The following is a 20,890-nucleotide window of genomic DNA, read 5'->3' as shown; positions in this document are numbered from 1 at the left end:
TTACTGCACCCGGGTGATGATGCTGCGCCCGGTCATCTCGGCCGGTTGCGACAGCCCCATCAGGGTCAGCAGGGTGGGCGCCACATCAGAGAGAATGCCGCCGTCGCGCATCTCGACCTGACGCGGACCCACGTACACAAAGGGCACCGGCTCGCAGGTGTGAGCGGTGTGCGCCTGACCGGTGTCATGGTCGGACATCTGCTCGACGTTACCGTGGTCGGCGGTGATCAGCGCCTCGCCGCCCACCTTCTCCAGCGCAGCAGCAATGCGGGCAATGCACTTGTCGAGGCATTCGACCGCAGCAACGGCCGCGTCAAACACGCCGGTGTGGCCAACCATGTCGCCGTTGGCGTAGTTGACGATGATGGCGTCATAGCGCTGTTGCTCAATCGCCTCAACAATCCGGTCGGTGACCTCGGGCGCACTCATCTCGGGCTGCAGGTCATAGGTAGCGACTTGCGGGGAGGGAATCAGAATGCGCTCTTCGCCCTCGAAGGGTTCCTCGCGACCACCGGAGAAGAAGAAGGTGACGTGAGCGTATTTTTCGGTCTCGGCGATGCGCAACTGGGTCTTGCCCTGGGCTGCCAGATACTCACCCAGCACATTAACCAGAGTACCCGCCGGGAAGGCGCAGGGGGCCGGAATATCGGCGGCGTACTGGGTCAACATGACATAACCGGCCAGTTTGAGCTCGCGCTGACGGGGGAAGCCACTGAAAGCGGGCTCGACAAAGGCGCGGCTCAGCTCGCGGGCGCGGTCGGCGCGGAAGTTCATGAACACCACCGCGTCGCCATCCTCGACGCGCACCGGAGCACCCACGGTGGTGGCCTTGACGAATTCATCGCTTTCACCGCGTTCATAGGCGGCAGCCAGCGCATCGGCGGCGGTCTCGGCGGCAAACTCGCCCTGACCTTCGGTGATCAGCTTGTAGGCAGCTTCTACGCGGTCCCAGCGGTTATCGCGGTCCATGGCGAAATAGCGACCGATCAGGCTGGCGGTGCGGCCCTTGCCCAGGCGAGCGTAGGCGTCTTCCATCAGCTTGAGTGAGGGCTCGGCGCTGCGCGGTGGCGTGTCGCGACCATCCAGGAAACCGTGCACGTAGATCTGCTCGGCGCCGCGCTTGGCGGCCAGCTCGACCATGGCGACCAGGTGGTCCTGGTGGCTGTGTACGCCGCCATCGGACAGCAGACCCATGATATGCACCGCGCGACCAGCGGCTACGGCCTTGTCGACCGCCGCGCAGATCACCTCGTTGGCGAAGAAATCGCCGTCCTGAATCGACTTGGTGACGCGGGTAAAGTCCTGATAAACCACCCGGCCGGCACCCAGGTTCATGTGCCCGACTTCGGAATTACCCATCTGACCGTCCGGCAGGCCCACGTCCATGCCCGAACCGGACACCAGCGTGTGCGGCGCAGTTGCCCAAAGCTTGTCCCAAACCGGCGTATTCGCTGCCATGATGGCATTGGAGTCAGGGGACTCGCTGTGACCGAAGCCATCCAGGATCATCAGGACTACAGGTTTAGGGGCTGCTGTCATTGCACAAAGCTCTCGTTGGAAGGGTTCAAGGGCAACCGCGGGCATTGCCGCCGCCAATCTGCCGCACAGTTTACTTGCCCACCCCCCGGCTGTCATGCTCGGCTCGGCCCTGGGGAGCCCTTAACCACGCTTTACCTGCCGCCCGACCGGAAAGCCAGAGGGAATGGGGAACTGATCAGTGCGCCCTTGGGAAGCACTGATTAATTCCACGCTCCCCCTGCGAGTGCTCAAACGTGTGGATGCAAGGCGCGCTGTGCAGCCAATAGTGGTTCTATTGGCAAGCAGCGCAACGCCGCAGCTGCATGCTTGAACGCTCGCCCGGAGGGGCTCTCATACTGGACCGCACTCTGCCGACAAATCCCGCAATGCCCTCGGAACGACACCTTGATTCGGGACCGACCTGAAAGCCAGAGGGAATGCGGAATTAATCAGTGCTTCCCTTAGTGTATACTCGCCCTCTTTTTACCGTCCGGAAGCCCGTCAATGCAGTTTCTCCAACACCTGATCGAATTCATCGGCAACCATTACCTGCTGACCAGCGCCTTTCTCATCGTGCTGGCCCTGCTGCTGTTCACCGAAGGCCGCAAGAGCGGCAAGGCCGTGAGCACCGGCGAAGCAACCACCCTGATCAACCGCGAGAACGCAGTGGTCGTTGACCTGCGCCCGAAGAAGGACTTCAGCGCCGGCCACATTGTCGACTCGCTGAACATCCCCTACGAGTCGCTGACCAGCCGCATGGGCGAGCTGGACAAGCACAAGGGCAAGCCGCTGCTGCTGGTGTGCGCCGCCGGCCAGCACGCAGGCAGCTGCGCCAAGCAACTCAAGGCCGCTGGCCACGAGAACGTGGTACGCCTGTCCGGCGGTATCGCAAGCTGGCGCTCCGACAACCTGCCGCTGGTCAAATAACATGGCCGAGGTTCTCATCTACAGCAGCGACTACTGCCCCTTCTGCATGCGCGCCAAGCAACTGCTGGCCAGCAAGGGCGTCGACTTTCAGGAAATCTGCGTCGACGGCGAGCCTGCCGTACGTGCAGAAATGACCCGACTGGCCGGCGGCCGCACTTCCGTGCCGCAGATCTGGATTGGCGACACCCACGTTGGCGGCTGCGACGAACTCTACGCCTGCGCACGCGCTGGACAACTGGATGAGCTGCTGGCAGGGTAAGCAGCTCTTTCCAACACGCATCATTTACCATCACACCAAGGACTTTCACGATGGCCGAAGAACAGAACAATCAAGCCGCCAACGGCGCCCAGGCTAACCAGCCGCAATTCAGCCTGCAGCGCATTTACGTCAAGGACCTGTCCTTTGAATCGCCGAAGGCCCCGGCCATTTTCCAGACCCAGTGGAATCCCCACGTCAATCTGGACCTGAACACGCGCAACACCGAGCTGCAACCGGGCATCTATGAAGTCGTACTGTCAGTCAACGCCACCGTCACCACCGGCGAGAACGAGACCTGCTTCATCGCTGAAGTCCAGCAGGCCGGCATCTTCGCCATCAACGGTCTGGAAGACGCCGCACTGCGCCACACGCTGGGCGCCTTTTGCCCGAACATCCTGTTCCCCTATGCACGCGAAGCGATCGACAACCTGGTCCTGCGCGGCAGCTTCCCTCCCCTGATGCTGTCGCCGGTCAACTTCGACGCCCTGTTCGCCCAGTCCGAGCAGCGCCGCGCCAACGAAGCCGCCGGCACCGCCTGATCGGCCTGCTGCCGGGTAGCCAGCCTGCCCGGCAGTCAACGCGACACCCCGCCACATAATTCGTCTTGTGCGCCCTGCGGCGCATGCTCTAAGGTAGGCAACCGCACAGCCACCAACAGACGGAATCACGCATGACCCTCCCGGCTTCTCGCCCCCTGTACCTGCTAGCATTTATTGTCTGCGTGCTGCTCATGGCCGCCGCGCTCTATCTGGAACATGGCGTTGGCTTGGAGCCCTGCCCGCTGTGCATTCTGCAGCGTATCGCTGTCATGGTCATTGGCGTTATCTGCCTGGCTGCCGTGCTGCACAACCCCGAACCGCGCAACGGCAAGCGCACCGGCGCACGCGTATACGGCGTGCTGATCACCGTAGCCAGCGCGCTTGGCGCCGCCACCGCCGGGCGCCAGGTGTGGCTCCAGCACCTGCCGCCGGATCAGGTTCCCTCCTGCATTCTGCCGCTCGACTATATGCTCGAAACCATGCCCATGTGGGACGTGCTCAGCCAAGTTCTCAGTGGTACCGCGCAGTGCGCCGAAGTGACCTGGACCTTCCTGGGTCTGAGCATCGCCGAGGGCACCCTGATCGCCTTTATCTGCTTCACGCTGTTCGGTGTTATGCAACTGGTGCGCAAGGTCGACTGAAAGTCTTGATGCCGCCGCGCTCACTGGCCTATTCTGTTGCGACCCGGAACACATACACCCAAGTCGGCCCGACCGACACCGGAAGAAGAGGTGGAAGATGCTGGACAGTTGCACAAATGCCCAGGAGCGCTGGGGCGGCGTCCACCAGCTGATCGACCGCTGGTTGGCCGAGCGCCAACAGCTGATCCTCAATTACCGCCAGCTGCGCGAACGCCCCGAACCGGGCACGCAAGCGGACAGCGAACTGACTGCCTTCTGCGACATCCTGGTCGACTACGTATCGGCCGGACATTTCGAAATCTACGAACAACTACTACGCGAAGCGCAGGACTTTGACGACCAGCGCGGCATCGAGCTGGCGCATCGGGTCTACCCGCGCATAGAAACCATTACCCTGCAGGCCGTTGGCTTCAACGATCAGTACGGGCAAAACGCCCATGCCGACGATGAAGCAGCCATGCAGACGCAGCTGCAACAACTTGGCGGCATGCTGCATGAACGATTTGAGCTTGAAGACTGTCTGATCGAAGTACTCCACAACGCTCACAAGGACCTGCTCAGCGCCGTCTGAGAGGCCAGCACAGGAAGATCACGCGTGACCACCGACACTCCCAGCTCCAACGACAAGGTTTCCTCTCCGCTGCACCTGCTGCAGACCTTGACCCGCACCCTGAACGAGCACTTGGCAGAAGCCTGCAGCAAGGCCGAGAAGGATGCGCGCAAGGCTCACGAAAAGCTGCTGCGCCAGCAGGAAAAACTGGAGCTCAAGCTGCGTCAGGCCGAAGAAAAACTCGCCAGCCGCACCGCCGAAGACCCGGACAAACCTGCCAGCAAGACCCGTCGCAAGCTGGCCGACCTGCAGAGCGCACTGGATGAGCTGAAAACCGCACGCGAGCAGGCCGAAAGCTACATCAAGCAACTCGAAGCCGACGTGCGCCAGACCCTGCGCCTGGCCAAGGGCCTTGAGCGCATCGATGCCCAGGTAGGCCAGGCACTGGAAAAGCGCGATGCGCCCAAGCCGGCCGCCAAACCGCGTAGCCGCCGCGCCCCGACCCGCCGTAAGCCTGCAGCCAAGCCCGCCACGGCGCCTAGCGAAGGCTGAGCAGCGCTGCCAGCTGCGCCAGCAGCTGTGCACGCAGGCCGCTCACCGGCCCTGAGCAGGCAGCGCCCAACGCTGCCTGCATTGCCTGATCAGCCCGATCACCCCGCCCCACGCTGCCCTCCAGCACCTGCAAGCGCTGCAATTCAACCTCGACCTCCATCGCCTTGAGCCGCTGATATTGCGCCTGCAAGGCGGCCTGCTGCGCCAACGCACGACGCGCCTGACGCAGCGGTAGCATCAGCTCCTCACGCCAACAGGCCTGCTGCGCATGCACCTGCTGCCAGAGATCGGCGGGCAAGGCGCGGCCCTGTTGCCACAGCCAGGCGGCCAGCAACAGCAGCAGCACGTCCTCACCCGCCTCGTCCTGCAGGGCCAGCAGCGTGCTCGCCACGCCCTCCTGGGCATAGGTCTGCTCACTCCAGCGTGCCAGCGTCATCTCATTCATCACTCTTCTCCCGCCATGCGGCGCTGATATACTCCCGCTCCATGATCAGCATCGACTCCCTTACCCTGCAGCGCGGCCCCCTGCGACTGCTTGAAAACGCCAATCTTACCCTGCATGCCGGCCAGAAGGTCGGCTTGCTGGGCACCAATGGCGCCGGCAAATCCAGTCTGTTCGCGCTGCTGCGCGGACAAATCGAACCCGACGCCGGCAGCTGCAGCATTCCCGCCGACTGGCGCATCGCGCATATGCAGCAGGAGGTCAGCGCGCTGGAGCGCAACGCCGTGGACTATGTGCTCGACGGCGACCAGCGGCTGCGCGATATCCAGCAACGCCTGGCGACCGCCGAGCAGCAGGAACAGGCCGAAGCGCTGGGCGCGCTGTACGCCGAGCTGGACAGCCACGGCGGCTTCAGCGCCGACAGCCGCGCCCGCACCCTGTTGGCCGGCCTGGGCTTCAGCAGCGAACAATGCGAACGCCGCGTCGGCGACTTCTCCGGTGGCTGGCGGATGCGCCTGAACCTCGCGCAGGCGCTGATGTGCCCCTCCGACCTGCTGCTGCTCGACGAGCCGACCAACCACCTGGATCTGGACGCCATCCTCTGGCTGGAAGACTGGCTGCGCAGCTACCCCGGCACCCTGCTGCTGATTTCCCACGACCGCGACTTTCTGGATGCCGTGGTTGAGCACATCGTGCATTTCGAGAACCGCGCGCTGCATCTGTATCGTGGCGGCTTCAGCCAGTTCGAGCGCACCCGCGCCGAACGTCTGGCCCAGCAGCAATCGGCGTTCGAGAAGCAACAGGCCCAGCGCGAGCACATGCAGAGCTACATCGCCCGCTTTCGCGCCAAGGCCAGCAAGGCCAAGCAGGCGCAAAGCCGCCTGAAAGCACTGGAGCGCATGGAGGCACTGAGCCCGGCGCACATCGACTCGCCCTTCTCCTTCAGCTTTCGCGAGGCCGCCAACCAGTCAATGCCGCTGCTGGATCTGCATCAGGGCACCCTCGGCTACGATGGCAACGCCATTCTCGAGCAGGTCAAACTGCAGCTGGCTCCCGGCGCGCGCATCGGCCTGCTGGGGCCCAACGGCGCCGGCAAGTCGACCCTGATCAAGTCACTGGCAGGCAGCCTGCCGCTGATCGGTGGCGAACTGAAAACCGGCGAACACCTGGCCATCGGTTACTTCGCCCAGCACCAGCTCGACAGCCTGGACCCGAAAGCCAGCCCGCTGCTGCACCTGGCGCGCCTGGCACCGGAGGAGCGCGATCAGGTGCTGCGCAACTTCCTTGGCGGCTTCGACTTCAAGGGCGACCGCATCGAAGAGCCGGTGCTGAACTTCTCCGGCGGCGAAAAGGCACGCCTGGCGCTCGCGTTGATTGCCTGGCAGCGCCCCAACCTGCTGCTGCTCGACGAGCCGACCAACCACCTGGACATGGAAATGCGCCACGCGCTGACCGTCGCCCTGCAGGCCTTTGAGGGCGCCATGCTGCTGGTCTCGCACGACCGGGCGCTGATTCGCGATACCACCGATGAGCTCTGGCTGGTTGCCGACGGCCGGGTGCAGACCTACAGCGAAGACCTGGACAGCTACACCCGCTGGCTGGCGCAATTTCGCCAGCAGCAGGCCGCCGCCAACGCACCCGAGCCAGCCAGCAGCGCACCCAAGGTGGATGCCAAGGCGCAGCGCCGCGCGGCCGCCGAACAGCGCCAGCGGCTGGCACCCTTGAAGAAAGCCGCCGACAAGCTGGAGCAGGAGCTGAACAAGGTCAGTGAACTGAACGCCGAGGTGGAAAACGCCCTGGCCGACAGCAGCCTCTACGAAGCCGATAACAAGGACCAGCTGAAAACCCTGCTCGCCCAACAGACCGACTACCGCCAGCGCATCGCCCAACTGGAAGAAGACTGGCTGCAGGCGCAGGATGAACTCGAAGCGCTGCAGAGCGAACTCAATGGCGACTGACGCCCGGAGCCCCCATGACCCTATGGATTGACGCCGACGCCTGCCCAAGACCGGTACGCGATGTAACGGTCAAGGCGGCGCGCCGCAAGCAGATCGAGCTGGTGCTGGTCGCCAACAGCGCCCAGCAGTTGCCACCCGGCCCCGGCGTGCGGCAGGTGATCGTCGCCTCAGGCGCCGATGCGGCCGATCACTACATCATCGAGCACGCCCGTCCGGGCGATCTGGTCGTCACCGCCGACATTCCGCTGGCCGCCGGCCTGGTCGACCGTGGCATTACCGCGATCAACCCGCGCGGACAGATCTACGACAAGGGCAGCATTGGCGAACGCCTGGCGGTGCGTAATCTTATGGATGAACTGCGCGGGGCCGGACTCGCCGGCCGCAGCGGCCCGCCGCCCTACAGCGACAAGGACAAGCAGGCCTTTGCCAACGCGCTGGACCGCCTGATCGCCAGACTCAGTTGATCAAGCCTGCTCAGCGAGTACGAAACTGCCTCGCCTCGTCGGACAGTCGCCCACGCACCTGAGCCAACTCGCTGGCCAGGCGATCCAGCTCGACCGCTTCGCCGGCGTTATCCTCGCTGACCTGTTCTACCTCGCGCAAACGTCCGGTAACGTCGCCGCCCACCGCCGTCTGCTGCTCGGTGGCCGCCGCGATCTGACCGTTGAGTGCGGCGATGCTGGCTATTTCAGTGACGATGCCGGACAAGACCTGCGCACTGCTTTCAGTCACCTGCAGACAGCGGTCGACCGAGGCGCGGCTCAGCACCATGGCCTCGCGCGCCTGGGATGATGCCAGCTGCAAGCGCTGGATAAAGTCCTGAATTTCTCCGGTCGACTGGGCAGTGCGCAGAGACAAGTTACGCACTTCATCCGCTACCACGGCAAACCCGCGCCCCTGCTCGCCTGCCCGGGCCGCCTCAATGGCTGCATTAAGCGCCAGCAGATTGGTCTGATCGGCGACGCCCTTGATGACATCAACGACCTGATCGATGTCGATTGCCAGCTGGGCAGCACCTTCTACCGCATCGCTGGTCTGCGCGATATTACGCTCCAGCGATTGCACCTCGTGGGTTATATCCTGCATGGCGGCATGCCCCTGCTGGGCGTGGCGATCAGCATCACCTGAGGCACGCGCCGCCTCCGCTGCGTTGCGCGCCACTTCGCCAGTCGCCTGACTCAGCTCACTCATGGCCTGCACCATGTAATGGGTCTCACTTTGCTGGCGCTGCGCCCCCTGACGCAGATCACTGGCCCCCTTGCTCACGGCGCTACCCAGCTGTTCCAGTTGCTGCAAACTGCCATTAAGCCCGGCGACCATGTGCTCAAGGGTGTCGAGTAACTGGTTAAACGAGCTGAGCATGGGCGTATGCATCTGCGCGCGGCGGGTGAGGTCCACCCCGCGCCCGTCACCGATCATCTGCGCAACGGTATGCCCCATGTCTTCGCCCTCACGCGCTTCCTTGAACGCCATGCGCGCCAGATAAACAAGCACCGCCGCTTCAATAACGACATAGCCTGCGTGCACCAGGACCAGGCCAAAGGTGACGCCCTGAGCCAGCCAGACGCCAGCTTCACGCATCTGCAATGCGTAGAAGGCCAGGTGATGCACCGCGATCACCGCCGTCGCCACGACAATAGGCACCCAGTCTCGGTAGATGATCAGAAAAGCCAACAAAACAAAGATGGAGAAGTGCATCTCCACCGTGCCTTCAGCCTGATTGATATGCAGGGCCGCCATAACCATAAAGGCGGCACCGATAACACAGCGAAATAGCGAGCTGCCACGAATCAGCGCATACAGCAGATGCACCACTACCAAGGTGCCGCCGCCCACCAGCAGGGCCTGCAGCCAGGTACCGTGCCAGGCGGCAAGCGCCAGTGCGCCCAGTTGGCAAAGCCAGAGCACGCCGAGCATGGCTCGATCGGCGCGCAGGTAATGGGCATCAAGGGTAAGACTATGGCTGACGGGTGCGCTCATCGATAGATTTCTCCACAGCAGGCAGATCACACAGACAGGAGACTGAATCCTGCTGAGTAATATTGACCGCGCGACCATCCAGCAGTGCCTGCAGCACCGGCTCGACAAAACTGCTGTCAGCGCTGCAGTGGGCGCCATCGCTGTAAGGCCCCACGTAGGCGAGACTGCCATCGGCCGCCCAAATGGCGATGGAGGGCGCGCCGGGCCAATCAGCCCATACCTCGGGTATCGGCCAATAAGGCAATTCTTTTAAGCCTGCCGATAAACCGACTGTCGAGTACTGCCCCGAGCGCGCAAAGCGCACCCCGCGGCCGGCGAAACGCGCAGTCATTTCCTCAACGTAGGCTTCATGGCCGGCGCTGCACGGGCAGTTGGACTGCCACACATGGACTACCTGCACCTGCCCTGGGGCGAAGGGCGGCGCCACCTGTTCGGCCTGAAAAAACGCGGGCCGCTCGAAGGATTTGATGTAACGCCCCTCAAACCACCAGTAAGCCCAGCCCAGGCCGGCCGCCCACACCAGCAGCGCCAGGCTGACCAGCAACCTGCGTACCCAGATATTCATTGCGCCACCACTCGCCATACAAAGGAGATAGCCGGTCATTGTGCCATAGTCGTAGTTAGCCTATTTGTGCAAACCCCTCCACAACCTGACGCCAGAGCGGTTGGCTCTGTCTCAGCAGTGGTTTACCGTCCCGGTGCTGGCAGACTGCCTCCCTGCCAGCACAAATGCCATGGACGAACCCGCACAACCGGCTGCCGCGACGGCCAGGGATATTGCTGCGCATGCTTGCCGATCTTGATCTCAAGACCCTGACGCTATCGCTCAGTCTGGTCACTTTGATGATGACGCTACTGCTGGGGCTGGCCGCCTGGCACGCCGGCTCCGGGCGCGGCCTGCGCCACTGGGCGCTGGGCAACCTGGCGCTGATGTTCGGGCTAATGCTCAACGTCAATCAAGAATACCTGCACCACACGCTGTCGATCCTGCTGGCCAACGGCCTGATGACGCTGGGCCTGGGTCTGGTCTGGCTGGGTATACGCGCCTTCTTTGAGCGAAGCCAGCCGCAGTTGGTACCGCTGCTGGCCACCCTGCTGATCATCGTGCTGCTGGGTGTGTTCCGCTACCAGTTCGACAGCAACGCCGTGCGCTATGCCATCAGCTCGGTGATTCTTGGCGGCCTGTGCCTGCTGTGTGCCAGCGAGCTTCTGCGCCCAACCGAGCCGCCACTGCGCTCGGCCTGCTGGTTCAGCGGCGCCATCGCCCTGCTCTACGGCCTGATGCTGCTGGCCCGGCCGGTCGCCTCGCTGCTCGGCTGGAACGGCGCCGCCAACCTGCTCGGCGGCCCGCTGCAGTTGATCACCCTGCTCGGCGCCATGGCAGCCCAGATCGGCATGGCCACCGGTTTTATCCTGATGACCCACTACCGCAATCTGGCCGCCCTGCACCGCCTGTCCGAACGCGACGGGCTGACCGACACCCTGAACCGCCGCAGCCTGCACCAGCAGGCCGGCGCCCTGCTCGCGCGCATGCAGCATGGCGGCGAGCCGGTCACCCTGATCATGGTCGACGCCGACCATTTCAAGCGCATCAACGACGAATTTGGCCACCAGACCGGCGACGCCGTGCTCTGCCATCTGGTCAACCGCATCAGCCAGCACCTGCGCAATCGCGACCTGCTGGGCCGCTTTGGCGGCGAAGAGTTCACCCTGCTGCTGCCGGGGCTCGACAGCGAACAGGCCAGACCTGTCGCCGAGCGTATTCGGCACGGCATCAGCCAGGCTCCCTGGCGCCTCGCGGGTGAGACAATCAGTCTCACCGCCAGTCTCGGTGTAGCCTGCTCGCAGCATCACGGTTATGATTTCAACACGCTGCTCGGCGCCGCCGATGCCGCGCTCTACCGTGCCAAGACGCTAGGCCGCAACCGCGTCGAGCTGGCCCCGCCCCCCGGCCAGACTGATCAGGAGCAGGTCGCCCTGCGCCTCTTGTCACAATTCAGTCACAATCTTGACGTATAACGTCAGTCAGACAGGTGCACTGCGACCCGCACCCCCCTGGAGTCCCTGTGAGTTATTCCCCTGTTCCGCGTCCCTTTCCTGCCAGCCGTCCCCGTCGCATGCGCAAGGATGACTTTTCTCGCCGCATGATGCGTGAGAACACCCTGACCGCCGACGATCTGATCTACCCCGTTTTTGTCCTTGAGGGCGAGCAACAGCGCGAAGCCATTGCCTCCATGCCCGGCATTGAACGGCTGTCGATCGACCTGCTGCTGGAAGAAGCCGCTGAGCTGGTAGAGCTGGGCATTCCGGCCATCGCGCTGTTCCCGGTGACGCCGCTGGAGAAAAAGTCACTGGATGCCGCCGAAGCCTGGAACCCGGATGGCCTGGCGCAACGCGCCACCCGCGCCCTGAAGGCCCGCTTCCCCGAGCTTGGCGTCATTACCGACGTTGCGCTGGACCCGTTCACTACCCACGGCCAGGACGGCATCATCGATGACAACGGCTACGTGATGAACGACATCACCGTCGAGGCGCTGGTCAAACAGACCCTGTCGCACGCCGACGCCGGCGCCGATATCGTCGCCCCCTCCGACATGATGGACGGCCGGGTTGGCGCCATGCGCGAAGCGCTGGAAGCGGCCGGGCATATTCACATCCGCATTCTTGCCTACTCTGCCAAGTACGCCAGCGCCTACTACGGCCCGTTCCGCGACGCGGTCGGCTCGGCCGGCAACCTCGGCAAGGGCAACAAGGCCACCTACCAGATGGACCCGGCCAACAGCGATGAGGCCCTGCACGAAATCGCCGCCGACCTGTCAGAAGGCGCGGACATGGTGATGGTCAAACCGGGCATGCCCTATCTGGATGTGCTGCACCGGGTCAAAGACACTTTCAAGGTGCCCACTTTTGTTTATCAGGTCAGTGGCGAGTACGCCATGCACTGCGCCGCCATCAACAATGGCTGGCTCAGCGAGGCGGTGATTCTTGAATCGCTGACCGCCTTCAAACGCGCAGGAGCCGACGGCATCCTGACCTATTTTGCCAAGACCGCTGCGCGACAATTACGCAGCCGTCAGTAGTCGTATCGAGGAGATCATGGCAGAGCTCAACAGCACCCGAGACACCACCAAGGACAGCGCAGCGCCGGCCCTCGAGGCCAGCCCGCGTACCGATCTGGTTACCCGACCGGCGCAGGTCAGCGAAAAGGTCGCCGAACCGGCACCGGTTCCAGATCTGGGTGCGCCTGAGCTCTACATTCACCGTGAGCTGTCGCAGCTGCAGTTCAACATCCGCGTGCTGGAGCAGGCGCTGGATGAGTCCTACCCGCTGCTTGAACGCCTGAAGTTTTTGCTGATCTTCTCCAGCAACCTCGACGAGTTCTTTGAAATTCGCGTGGCCGGCCTGAAAAAGCAGATCACCTTTGCGCGTGAACAGACCGGGCCCGACGGGCTGCAGCCGCAGCAGGTACTGAGCAAGATCAGCGAGACCGCGCACTATCAGGTCAGCCGCCAGTACAGCATTCTCAACGACATTCTGCTGCCCCAGCTGAGCGAAAAGGGCATCCGCTTTCTGCGTCGCCATCAGTGGACGCACAAGCAGACCCTGTGGATTCGTCGTTTCTTCCGCCAGCAGGTTGCGCCGATCATCAGCCCGATCGGACTGGACCCGACGCACCCCTTCCCGCTGCTGGTGAACAAGAGCCTGAACTTTATCGTTCAGCTCGACGGAATCGACTCCTTCGGCCGCGACTCCGGTATGGCGATCATTCCGGCGCCGCGCTCGCTGCCGCGCCTGATTCGCCTGCCCGACGAGCTGTGCGACGGGGGCGACAACTTCGTATTCCTGTCGTCGATGATTCACGCGCACGCCGACGAGCTGTTCCCGGGCATGAAAGTGCTTGGCTGCTACCAGTTCCGCCTGACCCGCAACGCCGACCTGTTTGTCGACCCGGACGAGGTTGACGACCTGGCGCGCGCGCTGCGCGGCGAGCTGCTGTCACGCCGCTACGGCGACGCGGTACGCCTTGAGGTGGCCGACAACTGCCCGAAACCGCTGACCGACTTTTTGCTCAAGCAGTTCGGCCTGACCGAAGCAGAGCTGTACGAAGTCAACGGCCCGGTCAACCTGACGCGCCTGTTCTCCATTACCGGCCTGGAAAACCACCCGCAGCTGCAATTCCCGCCCTTCAGTCCGGGCCTGCCGCGCGTGCTGTCGAGCGCCGACAACCTGTTCCAGGCGATCAGCAAGCAGGACATTCTGCTGCAGCACCCCTACGAGTCCTTCAGCCCGGTGGTCGACCTGCTGCGCCAGGCCGCGCAGGACCCGAACGTGCTGGCGATCAAGCAGACGCTATACCGTACCGGTGCCAACTCGGAAATCGTCAACGCGCTGGTCGATGCCGCCCGTAACGGCAAGGAAGTGACCGTGGTGATCGAGCTGCGGGCGCGCTTTGACGAGGAATCCAACCTGCAGCTGGCCAGCCGCCTGCAGCAGGCCGGTGCCGTGGTGATCTACGGTGTGGTCGGCTTCAAGACCCACGCCAAGATGATGCTGATCCTGCGCCGCGAAGAGAAGAATCTGAAACGCTACGTGCACCTGGGCACCGGCAACTACCACGCCGGCAACGCCCGTCTGTACACCGACTACAGCATCCTGACCTCAGACGTCGCGCTGACCGAAGACGTGCACAAGCTGTTCAACCAGCTGATCGGCATGGGCAAGACCCAGCGCATGAAAAAGCTGCTGCAGGCGCCCTTCACCCTGAAAAAGCGCCTGCTGGAGCTGATCAACCGCGAAACCCTGAATGCCCAGGCGGGCAAGCCGGCGCACATCATCGCCAAGGCCAATTCGCTGACCGACGCCAAGATCATCAAGGCGCTGTACAAGGCCTCGCAGTGTGGCGTGAAGATCGACCTGATCGTACGCGGCATGTGCTGCCTGCGCCCCGGCATTCCGGGCGTATCGCACAACATCACGGTGCGCTCGATCATCGGCCGCTTCCTGGAGCACAGCCGGGTCTATTACTTCCTCAACGACGGTCAAGAACAGGTGTGGATGTCCAGTGCGGACATGATGGAGCGCAACCTCGACAAGCGTGTCGAGACCTGCTTCCCGCTGGAAGGCAAAAAGCTGATTACCCGCGCCAAGCAGGAGTTGCTGGTGTTTCTCACCGACAACACCCGCAGCTGGATTCTGCAGCCCGACGGCACCTACCTGCTTAGCTCACCGAGCGGCAACCAGATCCCCCGCAGCGCCCAGGCGACGCTGCTGGAGAAGCTGGCCTCGCCTCAGCGTACCGTCAACCTGTAACCGGCCTTGGCCCAGTACTGGGCCTCGCGCTCGAAGTCAGCCTGCGTCAGCGGGTTGTCTTCGAGCCAACCAGCCGGGAAGGTAACCGCCAGCGCGTCTTCCGCCGCCTCAACGGTCATTTCCGGCATGTCCTGAAAGCCACGGATGTGGTGATAAAGGATGGCCAGGCGCAGCACCATGCACAGGCGCAGCAGCGTCACCGCCTCATCACCGAACTCGCTCAAACGGTCACTGCTCGGCAGGTTACGGCGGTGTCCGCGCACCAGCAGCGCCAGCGTCTGCTGGTCCGGGCGAGAGAAGCCCGGCAGGTCGGAGTGCTCGATCAGATAGGCGCCGTGCTTGTGAAACTGGTTGTGGGCGATGTCCAGGCCAATCTCGTGTACCCGCGCCGCCCACACCAGCATCGGCGCCAGTTTGCTCTGCGCCAGTTGCCAGGCCGGCTCAACCTTCTGCAACAGCCGCAGCGCCTTGTTCTCTACCCGCGCCGCCTGATCCAGATCGACGTGGTAGCGCTCCATCAGTGCGCTCAGGGTGCGCTCGCGCACATCCTCGTGGGAGTAACGCCCCAGCAGGTCGTACAGCACACCTTCGCGCAGCGCGCCCTCGGAGTGCGGCATCACCTCAACGCCGAGGGCGTCGAACAGCGCCTCAAGAATCGCCAGGCCCGCCGGCAGAATCGGCTGGCGGTCGGGTTTGAGGCCCTGAATATCCAGCTTGTCGACGTGCGCAGCCTTAAGCACTTTGCGCTTGAGCCACTGCAGCCCCTCGCGATTGACCTCGCCCTGCCCGCGCCCGCCGGCCTGAATGCACTGGCCGACCGAGCGAATGGTGCCTGAGGCGCCCACCGCTTCGCTCCAGCCCAGGCGCTGAATGGCCTGTTCGATATTCATCAGCTCGAGACGCGCAGCGGTATAGGCCTGACTGTAGCGGGCCGCGGTAATGCGACCGTCCGGAAAGAACTGCCGACTGAAGGCCACACACCCCACGTTCAGACTTTCACGCAGCAGCGACTCGAAGCGCTCGCCAACAATGAACTCAGTGCTGCCACCACCGATATCCACGACCAGGCGTTTGCCTTCATCGTCAGCCAGAGTATGCGATACCCCGAGGTAAATCAGACGCGCTTCCTCGCGTCCGGAAATCACCTCAACGCGGTGACCCAGCACCTGCTGCACCTGACGAATGAACTGCCCGCGGTTACGCGCCTCGCGCAGCGCACTGGTGGCGACGATGCGGACAGCGCCCGGCGGCAGGCCGTTGATCAGTTGAGCGAAGCGCCGCAGACAATCGAGCCCGCGCTGCATGGCCTCTTCGCTGAGCATGTTGTCTTCGTCCAGCCCGGCGGCCAACTGCACCTTCTCGCCCAAACGTTCAAGGATGCGGATCTCGCCCTGCTCAACGCGCGCCAGCACCATATGGAAGCTGTTGGAGCCCAGATCAATCGCGGCTACCAGTGAAAAATCGTTCGCTTCTGCCTCTGCCATGCGCTCTTCCCGTGGATTTTCAAATACTCTGGGATTCTAGCACCGCGACGATGACATTTTCCCGCACAGCCGGCCGGCAAAGCCACTCAGGCACGCCACAGCCCCCATTATGCGCACCGCCTGGCATAGCGCCGGCGGCAACGCGCCGCAGCCTCAGCCCCCGCCCAATCGCCTTTCGCTGTCGCGTCGGGTGGTGCTATGATGCTGCCATTCCGCCTTTTTATCCCTCTGGAGAAACACATGAGCGATCTGATTGTGCACGTCACTGACGGCAGCTTCGACGACGAAGTGCTCAAGTCCGACACCCCTGTACTGGTTGATTACTGGGCCGAATGGTGTGGCCCCTGCAAGATGATTGCCCCGGTTCTGGACGAGATCGCCAAGGACTACAGCGGCAAGCTGAAAATCTGCAAGCTGAACATCGACGAGAACGCCGACACCCCGCCCAAGTACGGCGTACGCGGCATTCCGACCCTGATGCTGTTCAAGGGCGGCAACGTCGAGGCAACCAAGGTCGGCGCACTGTCCAAGTCGCAGCTGGCTGCCTTCCTCGACAGCAACATCTGATGTATCGCGCCCCGACCACCGTGTCGGGGCGCCTGTTTTTGCGCCCACAATGCTGGACGTCACCAGCCTGCGGTGCTAGATTTGCTTTCCAACGCCCTGACGCACCCTGCGCAGCGGCTTCCCAAACCCGCAGCCAAGCTGATCGCCCCATGCTCCATGGTGGCCGAAACACATCTTTCCTGCCGACACTCTGACATCACTCACCGACCCCTATGAACCTGACTGACCTCAAACAAAAACCTATTACCGAACTGTTGGAAATCGCCAACCAGATGGGCCTCGAGAACATGGGCCGATCGCGCAAGCAGGATGTGATCTTTGGCATCCTGAAAAAACATGCCAAAGGCGGCGAAGACATCCTCGGTGACGGCGTACTGGAGATCCTTCAGGATGGGTTCGGCTTCCTGCGCTCGGCCGACTCTTCCTACCTGGCCGGCCCGGATGACATCTATGTGTCACCCAGCCAGATTCGTCGCTTCAACCTGCGTACCGGTGACACCATTTCCGGCAAGATTCGCCCGCCCAAAGACGGCGAGCGCTACTTTGCCCTGCTGAAAGTTGACTCGATCAACTTCGACAAGCCGGAAAACACCAAGAACAAGATCCTGTTCGAGAACCTGACGCCGCTGTTCCCCGATCAGCGCCTGGTGATGGAAGCCGGCAACGGCGCTACCGAAGACCTGATGGCCCGCATCATCGACCTGTGCGCGCCGATCGGCAAAGGCCAGCGCGGCCTGCTGGTTGCACCGCCCAAGGCCGGTAAGACGCTGATGCTGCAAAACATCGCCTCGAACATCGCGCGCAACAACCCCGAGTGCCACCTGATCGTTCTGCTGATCGACGAGCGCCCGGAAGAAGTAACCGAGATGCAGCGCACCGTGCGCGGCGAAGTGGTTGCCTCGACCTTCGACGAGCCGCCGGCGCGCCACGTACAGGTCGCTGAAATGGTGATCGAGAAGGCCAAGCGCCTGGTTGAGCACAAGAAAGACGTGATCATTCTGCTCGACTCCATCACCCGTCTGGCGCGTGCCTACAACACCGTAATCCCGAGCTCCGGCAAGGTACTGACCGGTGGTGTTGACGCCCACGCCCTGGAGAAGCCCAAGCGTTTCTTCGGCGCCGCGCGCAACATCGAAGAAGGCGGCAGCCTGACCATCATCGCCACCGCACTGGTCGACACCGGTTCGAAGATGGACGAGGTGATCTACGAAGAATTCAAGGGCACCGGCAACATGGAGATCCACCTGGATCGCAAGATTGCCGAGAAACGCACCTTCCCGGCGATCAACATCAACCGCTCCGGTACCCGCCGCGAAGAGCTGCTGACCAGCGAAGACGAGCTGCAACGCATGTGGATTCTGCGCAAGATCCTGCACTCGATGGACGAGATCGCTGCCATCGAATTCCTGCTTGATCGCCTGAAAGACACCAAGACCAACGACGAATTCTTCCAGTCGATGAAGCGCAGCAAGAACTAAAACCCGGCCACAAGCTGCAAGCCTCAAGCGGCAAGCTGTCCGCGCGGGCTTGCTGCCGAGCGCCGGGCCTGCCGCCCCGCTGCCAGCCCGGCGGGCGGATCAAACTCCCAAGTGGCATGCATGCCTCATCCAGCTTGCCGCTTGCAGCTTGAGGCTTGAAGCTAGATGCAATATTCCGATCTACGCGATTTCATCAAGGGCCTGGAACAGCGCGGCGAACTCAAGCGCATCCAGACACCCGTCTCCCCCGTACTGGAGATGACAGAGATCTGCGACCGCACCCTGCGCAAGGGTGGCCCCGCCCTGTTATTTGAAAATCCCACTGGCTCTGACATGCCTGTACTCGGCAACCTGTTCGGTACGCCCGAGCGCGTGGCCATGGGTATGGGCGCCGAGAGCATCAGCGAGCTGCGTGAAATCGGCAAACTGCTGGCCTTTCTCAAGGAGCCCGATCCGCCGAAGGGGCTGAAAGACGCCTGGAGCAAGCTGCCGATCTTCAAGAAAGTTATCAACATGGCGCCCAAGGTCCTGCGCGACGCCCCCTGCCAGGCGCAGGTGTTTGAAGGTGACGATGTCGATCTGGGCCGCATTCCGGTCCAGACCTGCTGGCCGGGCGATGCCGGCCCGCTGATCACCTGGGGCCTGGTGGTTACCAAGGGGCCGCACAAGGAGCGGCAGAATCTGGGTATCTATCGCCAACAGGTGATCGGCCGCAACAAGGTCATCATGCGCTGGCTGAGCCACCGCGGCGGTGCCCTGGACTTTCGTGAGTGGCAGGAAAAGCACCCCGGTAAGCCCTTCCCCGTTGCGGTGGTGCTGGGTGCCGACCCTGCGACCATTCTGGGCGCGGTAACGCCGGTACCCGACAGCCTGTCCGAGTACGCCTTTGCCGGCCTGCTGCGCGGCCAGCGCACCGAGCTGGTCAAATGTCGCGGCTCGGACCTGCAGGTGCCAGCCAGCGCCGAGCTCGTGCTCGAAGGCGTGATTCACCCCGGCGAGATGGCCGCGGAAGGGCCGTTCGGCGACCACACCGGCTACTACAACGAGGTTGATCGCTTCCCGGTATTTACTATCGAACGCATCACTCAACGCGAGAAGCCGATCTACCACAGCACCTACACCGGCCGGCCACCGGATGAGCCTGCGGTACTGGGCGTAGCGCTGAACGAGGTCTTTGTACCGCTGCTGCAGAAGCAGTTTCCCGAGATCACCGACTTCTACCTGCCGCCCGAAGGCTGCTCCTACCGCATGGCGGTGGTGTCGATGAAAAAGCAGTACCCGGGGCACGCCAAGCGCGTGATGCTGGGGGTCTGGAGCTTCCTGCGCCAGTTCATGTACACCAAATACGTGATCGTGGTGGACGAGGACATCAACATCCGCGACTGGCACGACATAATCTGGGCCATCACCACTCGCATGGACCCCAAGCGTGACACCGTGATGATCGACAATACCCCGATCGACTACCTCGACTTTGCCTCACCCGTCTCCGGGCTGGGCAGCAAGATGGGGCTGGATGCCACCAACAAGTGGCCGGGCGAAACCACCCGGGAATGGGGCGTCGCTATCGAGCAGGACGCCGCCGTGCGTCAGCGTATCGACGCGATCTGGGCAGAACTGGGTATCGACTAGATGAGAGTAGCGCTGGAGCCAGGCGACCTGAGCCTGGAGATTGACCAGGGCGAGACCATTCTCGCCGCCGCACGCCGCCAGGGCTTTGATGCGCCCAACAGCTGCCGTAACGGCAACTGCCATGTCTGCACGGCAGTACTGCTGAAGGGGCGCGTGAGCCTGCCCGGCGACCGCGAAGGCCAGGCCGGCGACGAGATTTACACCTGCGTCGCCACGCCACTGGAAGACTGCACCCTGCATTGGGAGGGCGTCTTGGCGCCGGGCCAACTGCCGGTGCGCTCGCTGGCGTGCCAGGTTGTCGAGTGCAGCCCGATAGGCGGCGACGTCTGGCGTGTACGGCTGCGTACCCCGGCTGGCAAGCCGCTGCGCTATTACGCTGGCCAGTATCTGCTGCTGGAGCGCGAGGGCGCCGAGCCGGCAGCCTTCTCCATCGCCTCGGCACCGGGCGAGGAGCGGATGATCGAACTGCATATTCTGACCCGCGACCCGCTGACCCAGGCCGTCATCGACTACCTGCAGCACCACCGCATCGCGCGCGTACAGGTGCCGTTCGGCGACGCCTGCCTGACTGCCGCCCCCACCCAGCCGCTGGTACTGATAGCGGCCGGCACCGGCCTGGCACAGATGCAGAGCATCATCGAGGACTGCCTGCAGCAGGGCGTTACCCAGCCGATTCACCTGTATTGGGGCGTACGCCACAGCGACGACCTGTACAACGCGCCGCACTGGCAACGCTGGGAGCAAGCTCCCAACCTCTATCTGCACCGTGTAGTCAGCGACCAGGCCGACTGGAGCGGGCGTCAGGGCTTGCTGCACCAGGCCGTGTGCGAGGACCTGACCGACCTTGCCGACTACCGGTTTGTGGTCAGCGGCTCACCCGGCATGGTCTACGCGACCCTGGATGCTCTGGTCGCCGCCGGCATGCCGGAGCAGCAGATGCAGGCCGACGCCTTCGCCTACGCCCCGCGCTGACAGCGCAGGCCCGCCTCCCTATAATCACCGAAACCTGCGCAGCCCGAACAATCGGGCCGCGCGGGCCAACTCGCCGTTATT

General features: G+C 63.2%; 20 protein-coding genes. 15 read left to right on the top strand and 5 right to left on the bottom strand.

Features of this window, described 5'->3' with window-relative positions:
* The gene (gpmI, locus tag BM116_RS16365) at nucleotides 1-1,539 is read right to left on the bottom strand and encodes a 2,3-bisphosphoglycerate-independent phosphoglycerate mutase (protein WP_083728218.1); all 1,539 of its coding nucleotides are present in this window, start codon (nucleotides 1,537-1,539) and stop codon (nucleotides 1-3) included.
* Nucleotides 1,540-2,022: 483 nt separating this feature from the next.
* Between gpmI and BM116_RS16360 the strand changes: the two genes are divergently transcribed.
* The 6 genes from BM116_RS16360 to BM116_RS16335 all read left to right on the top strand — a co-directional run bounded on the left by BM116_RS16360 (nucleotide 2,023) and on the right by BM116_RS16335 (nucleotide 4,986).
* Entirely contained in the window at nucleotides 2,023-2,445 is a 423-nt protein-coding gene (locus BM116_RS16360) for a rhodanese-like domain-containing protein (RefSeq protein ID WP_083728219.1), read from the top strand.
* Nucleotide 2,446: 1 nt separating this feature from the next.
* A complete protein-coding gene (gene grxC, locus BM116_RS16355; protein ID WP_083728220.1) occupies nucleotides 2,447-2,704 on the top strand; it encodes a glutaredoxin 3 in 258 nt (85 codons plus the stop codon).
* A 50-nt stretch (nucleotides 2,705-2,754) separates the two neighbouring features.
* The gene (gene secB / locus BM116_RS16350) at nucleotides 2,755-3,243 is read left to right on the top strand and encodes a protein-export chaperone SecB (protein WP_083728221.1); all 489 of its coding nucleotides are present in this window, start codon (nucleotides 2,755-2,757) and stop codon (nucleotides 3,241-3,243) included.
* Between the two features lie 131 nt (nucleotides 3,244-3,374).
* Entirely contained in the window at nucleotides 3,375-3,884 is a 510-nt protein-coding gene (locus tag BM116_RS16345; RefSeq protein WP_083728222.1) for a disulfide bond formation protein B, read from the top strand.
* Between the two features lie 97 nt (nucleotides 3,885-3,981).
* Nucleotides 3,982-4,455 carry a sigma D regulator gene (rsd, locus tag BM116_RS16340; protein ID WP_083728223.1) on the top strand — a complete coding sequence of 158 codons (474 nt, stop codon included), beginning with the start codon at nucleotides 3,982-3,984 and terminating at the stop codon, nucleotides 4,453-4,455.
* 24 nt (nucleotides 4,456-4,479) lie between these two features.
* On the top strand, nucleotides 4,480-4,986 hold the full coding sequence (locus tag BM116_RS16335) for a hypothetical protein (RefSeq protein ID WP_083728224.1): 507 nt from the start codon (nucleotides 4,480-4,482) through the stop codon (nucleotides 4,984-4,986).
* Here the strand turns inward: BM116_RS16335 and BM116_RS16330 are convergent.
* Nucleotides 4,973-5,431, bottom strand: coding sequence for a TIGR02444 family protein (locus tag BM116_RS16330; RefSeq protein WP_083728225.1), 459 nt, complete (start codon nucleotides 5,429-5,431; stop codon nucleotides 4,973-4,975). The genes BM116_RS16335 and BM116_RS16330 overlap by 14 nt on opposite strands.
* A 41-nt stretch (nucleotides 5,432-5,472) precedes the next feature.
* On the opposite strand from BM116_RS16330, the gene BM116_RS16325 reads away from it, so the two are divergent.
* Nucleotides 5,473-7,386 (top strand): ATP-binding cassette domain-containing protein, encoded by a 1,914-nt coding sequence (locus BM116_RS16325; RefSeq protein ID WP_083728226.1) that lies wholly within the window; start codon nucleotides 5,473-5,475, stop codon nucleotides 7,384-7,386.
* Between the two features lie 14 nt (nucleotides 7,387-7,400).
* Complete coding sequence (locus tag BM116_RS16320) at nucleotides 7,401-7,850, top strand: YaiI/YqxD family protein (protein WP_083728227.1); 450 nt, start codon at nucleotides 7,401-7,403, stop codon at nucleotides 7,848-7,850.
* A gap of 10 nt (nucleotides 7,851-7,860) precedes the next feature.
* On the opposite strand, the gene BM116_RS16315 is transcribed toward BM116_RS16320, so the two are convergent.
* On the bottom strand, nucleotides 7,861-9,366 hold the full coding sequence (locus BM116_RS16315; RefSeq protein ID WP_083728228.1) for a methyl-accepting chemotaxis protein: 1,506 nt from the start codon (nucleotides 9,364-9,366) through the stop codon (nucleotides 7,861-7,863).
* Nucleotides 9,344-9,931, bottom strand: coding sequence for a DUF6436 domain-containing protein (locus BM116_RS16310; protein WP_083728229.1), 588 nt, complete (start codon nucleotides 9,929-9,931; stop codon nucleotides 9,344-9,346). Before BM116_RS16310 ends, BM116_RS16315 begins: the two co-directional genes overlap by 23 nt.
* 221 nt (nucleotides 9,932-10,152) lie before the next feature.
* Here BM116_RS16310 and BM116_RS16305 point away from each other — a divergent pair, with 221 nt between their 5' ends.
* From BM116_RS16305 to ppk1, 3 genes are read left to right on the top strand one after another with little or no spacing between them, the layout of a single operon-like run.
* Nucleotides 10,153-11,385: a GGDEF domain-containing protein gene (locus tag BM116_RS16305; RefSeq protein WP_169847291.1), complete on the top strand. Its 1,233-nt coding sequence runs from the start codon at nucleotides 10,153-10,155 to the stop codon at nucleotides 11,383-11,385.
* A gap of 47 nt (nucleotides 11,386-11,432) precedes the next feature.
* A complete protein-coding gene (hemB, locus tag BM116_RS16300; RefSeq protein WP_083728231.1) occupies nucleotides 11,433-12,446 on the top strand; it encodes a porphobilinogen synthase in 1,014 nt (337 codons plus the stop codon).
* Between the two features lie 16 nt (nucleotides 12,447-12,462).
* Nucleotides 12,463-14,676, top strand: a complete 2,214-nt coding sequence (ppk1, locus tag BM116_RS16295) for a polyphosphate kinase 1 (protein ID WP_083728232.1) — start codon at nucleotides 12,463-12,465, stop codon at nucleotides 14,674-14,676.
* On the opposite strand, the gene ppx is transcribed toward ppk1, so the two are convergent.
* Complete coding sequence (gene ppx, locus BM116_RS16290) at nucleotides 14,655-16,160, bottom strand: exopolyphosphatase (RefSeq protein WP_083728233.1); 1,506 nt, start codon at nucleotides 16,158-16,160, stop codon at nucleotides 14,655-14,657. The genes ppk1 and ppx overlap by 22 nt on opposite strands.
* 240 nt (nucleotides 16,161-16,400) lie before the next feature.
* Here ppx and trxA point away from each other — a divergent pair, with 240 nt between their 5' ends.
* From trxA to BM116_RS16270, 4 genes are all read left to right on the top strand, one after another.
* Nucleotides 16,401-16,727, top strand: coding sequence for a thioredoxin TrxA (gene trxA, locus BM116_RS16285; RefSeq protein WP_083728234.1), 327 nt, complete (start codon nucleotides 16,401-16,403; stop codon nucleotides 16,725-16,727).
* A gap of 212 nt (nucleotides 16,728-16,939) precedes the next feature.
* The gene (rho, locus tag BM116_RS16280) at nucleotides 16,940-18,205 is read left to right on the top strand and encodes a transcription termination factor Rho (protein ID WP_083728235.1); all 1,266 of its coding nucleotides are present in this window, start codon (nucleotides 16,940-16,942) and stop codon (nucleotides 18,203-18,205) included.
* A gap of 165 nt (nucleotides 18,206-18,370) precedes the next feature.
* On the top strand, nucleotides 18,371-19,837 hold the full coding sequence (ubiD, locus tag BM116_RS16275; RefSeq protein ID WP_083728236.1) for a 4-hydroxy-3-polyprenylbenzoate decarboxylase: 1,467 nt from the start codon (nucleotides 18,371-18,373) through the stop codon (nucleotides 19,835-19,837).
* Nucleotides 19,838-20,809: a 2Fe-2S iron-sulfur cluster-binding protein gene (locus BM116_RS16270; RefSeq protein ID WP_083728237.1), complete on the top strand. Its 972-nt coding sequence runs from the start codon at nucleotides 19,838-19,840 to the stop codon at nucleotides 20,807-20,809.
* Nucleotides 20,810-20,890: the final 81 nt, after the last annotated feature.

Source organism: Halopseudomonas pachastrellae (assembly GCF_900114765.1).
GTDB lineage: Bacteria > Pseudomonadota > Gammaproteobacteria > Pseudomonadales > Pseudomonadaceae > Halopseudomonas > Halopseudomonas pachastrellae.
The sequence above is the reverse complement of the archived record's forward strand: the minus strand, read 5'-3'. Positions and strand labels throughout refer to the sequence as shown.

What these genes read in the sequence shown, in the direction of transcription:
- gpmI (WP_083728218.1), bottom strand. Translation starts at nt 1,539, where the DNA reads ATGACAGCAGCCCCTAAACCTGTAGTCCTGATGATCCTGGATGGCTTC.
- ubiD (WP_083728236.1), top strand. Translation starts at nt 18,371, where the DNA reads ATGCAATATTCCGATCTACGCGATTTCATCAAGGGCCTGGAACAGCGC.
- BM116_RS16325 (WP_083728226.1), top strand. Translation starts at nt 5,473, where the DNA reads ATGATCAGCATCGACTCCCTTACCCTGCAGCGCGGCCCCCTGCGACTG.
- BM116_RS16330 (WP_083728225.1), bottom strand. Translation starts at nt 5,431, where the DNA reads ATGAATGAGATGACGCTGGCACGCTGGAGTGAGCAGACCTATGCCCAG.
- trxA (WP_083728234.1), top strand. Translation starts at nt 16,401, where the DNA reads ATGAGCGATCTGATTGTGCACGTCACTGACGGCAGCTTCGACGACGAA.
- rsd (WP_083728223.1), top strand. Translation starts at nt 3,982, where the DNA reads ATGCTGGACAGTTGCACAAATGCCCAGGAGCGCTGGGGCGGCGTCCAC.
- BM116_RS16310 (WP_083728229.1), bottom strand. Translation starts at nt 9,931, where the DNA reads ATGAATATCTGGGTACGCAGGTTGCTGGTCAGCCTGGCGCTGCTGGTG.
- BM116_RS16270 (WP_083728237.1), top strand. Translation starts at nt 19,838, where the DNA reads ATGAGAGTAGCGCTGGAGCCAGGCGACCTGAGCCTGGAGATTGACCAG.
- rho (WP_083728235.1), top strand. Translation starts at nt 16,940, where the DNA reads ATGAACCTGACTGACCTCAAACAAAAACCTATTACCGAACTGTTGGAA.
- secB (WP_083728221.1), top strand. Translation starts at nt 2,755, where the DNA reads ATGGCCGAAGAACAGAACAATCAAGCCGCCAACGGCGCCCAGGCTAAC.
- grxC (WP_083728220.1), top strand. Translation starts at nt 2,447, where the DNA reads ATGGCCGAGGTTCTCATCTACAGCAGCGACTACTGCCCCTTCTGCATG.
- BM116_RS16315 (WP_083728228.1), bottom strand. Translation starts at nt 9,366, where the DNA reads ATGAGCGCACCCGTCAGCCATAGTCTTACCCTTGATGCCCATTACCTG.
- ppk1 (WP_083728232.1), top strand. Translation starts at nt 12,463, where the DNA reads ATGGCAGAGCTCAACAGCACCCGAGACACCACCAAGGACAGCGCAGCG.
- BM116_RS16320 (WP_083728227.1), top strand. Translation starts at nt 7,401, where the DNA reads ATGACCCTATGGATTGACGCCGACGCCTGCCCAAGACCGGTACGCGAT.
- ppx (WP_083728233.1), bottom strand. Translation starts at nt 16,160, where the DNA reads ATGGCAGAGGCAGAAGCGAACGATTTTTCACTGGTAGCCGCGATTGAT.
- BM116_RS16305 (WP_169847291.1), top strand. Translation starts at nt 10,153, where the DNA reads ATGCTTGCCGATCTTGATCTCAAGACCCTGACGCTATCGCTCAGTCTG.
- BM116_RS16360 (WP_083728219.1), top strand. Translation starts at nt 2,023, where the DNA reads ATGCAGTTTCTCCAACACCTGATCGAATTCATCGGCAACCATTACCTG.
- BM116_RS16345 (WP_083728222.1), top strand. Translation starts at nt 3,375, where the DNA reads ATGACCCTCCCGGCTTCTCGCCCCCTGTACCTGCTAGCATTTATTGTC.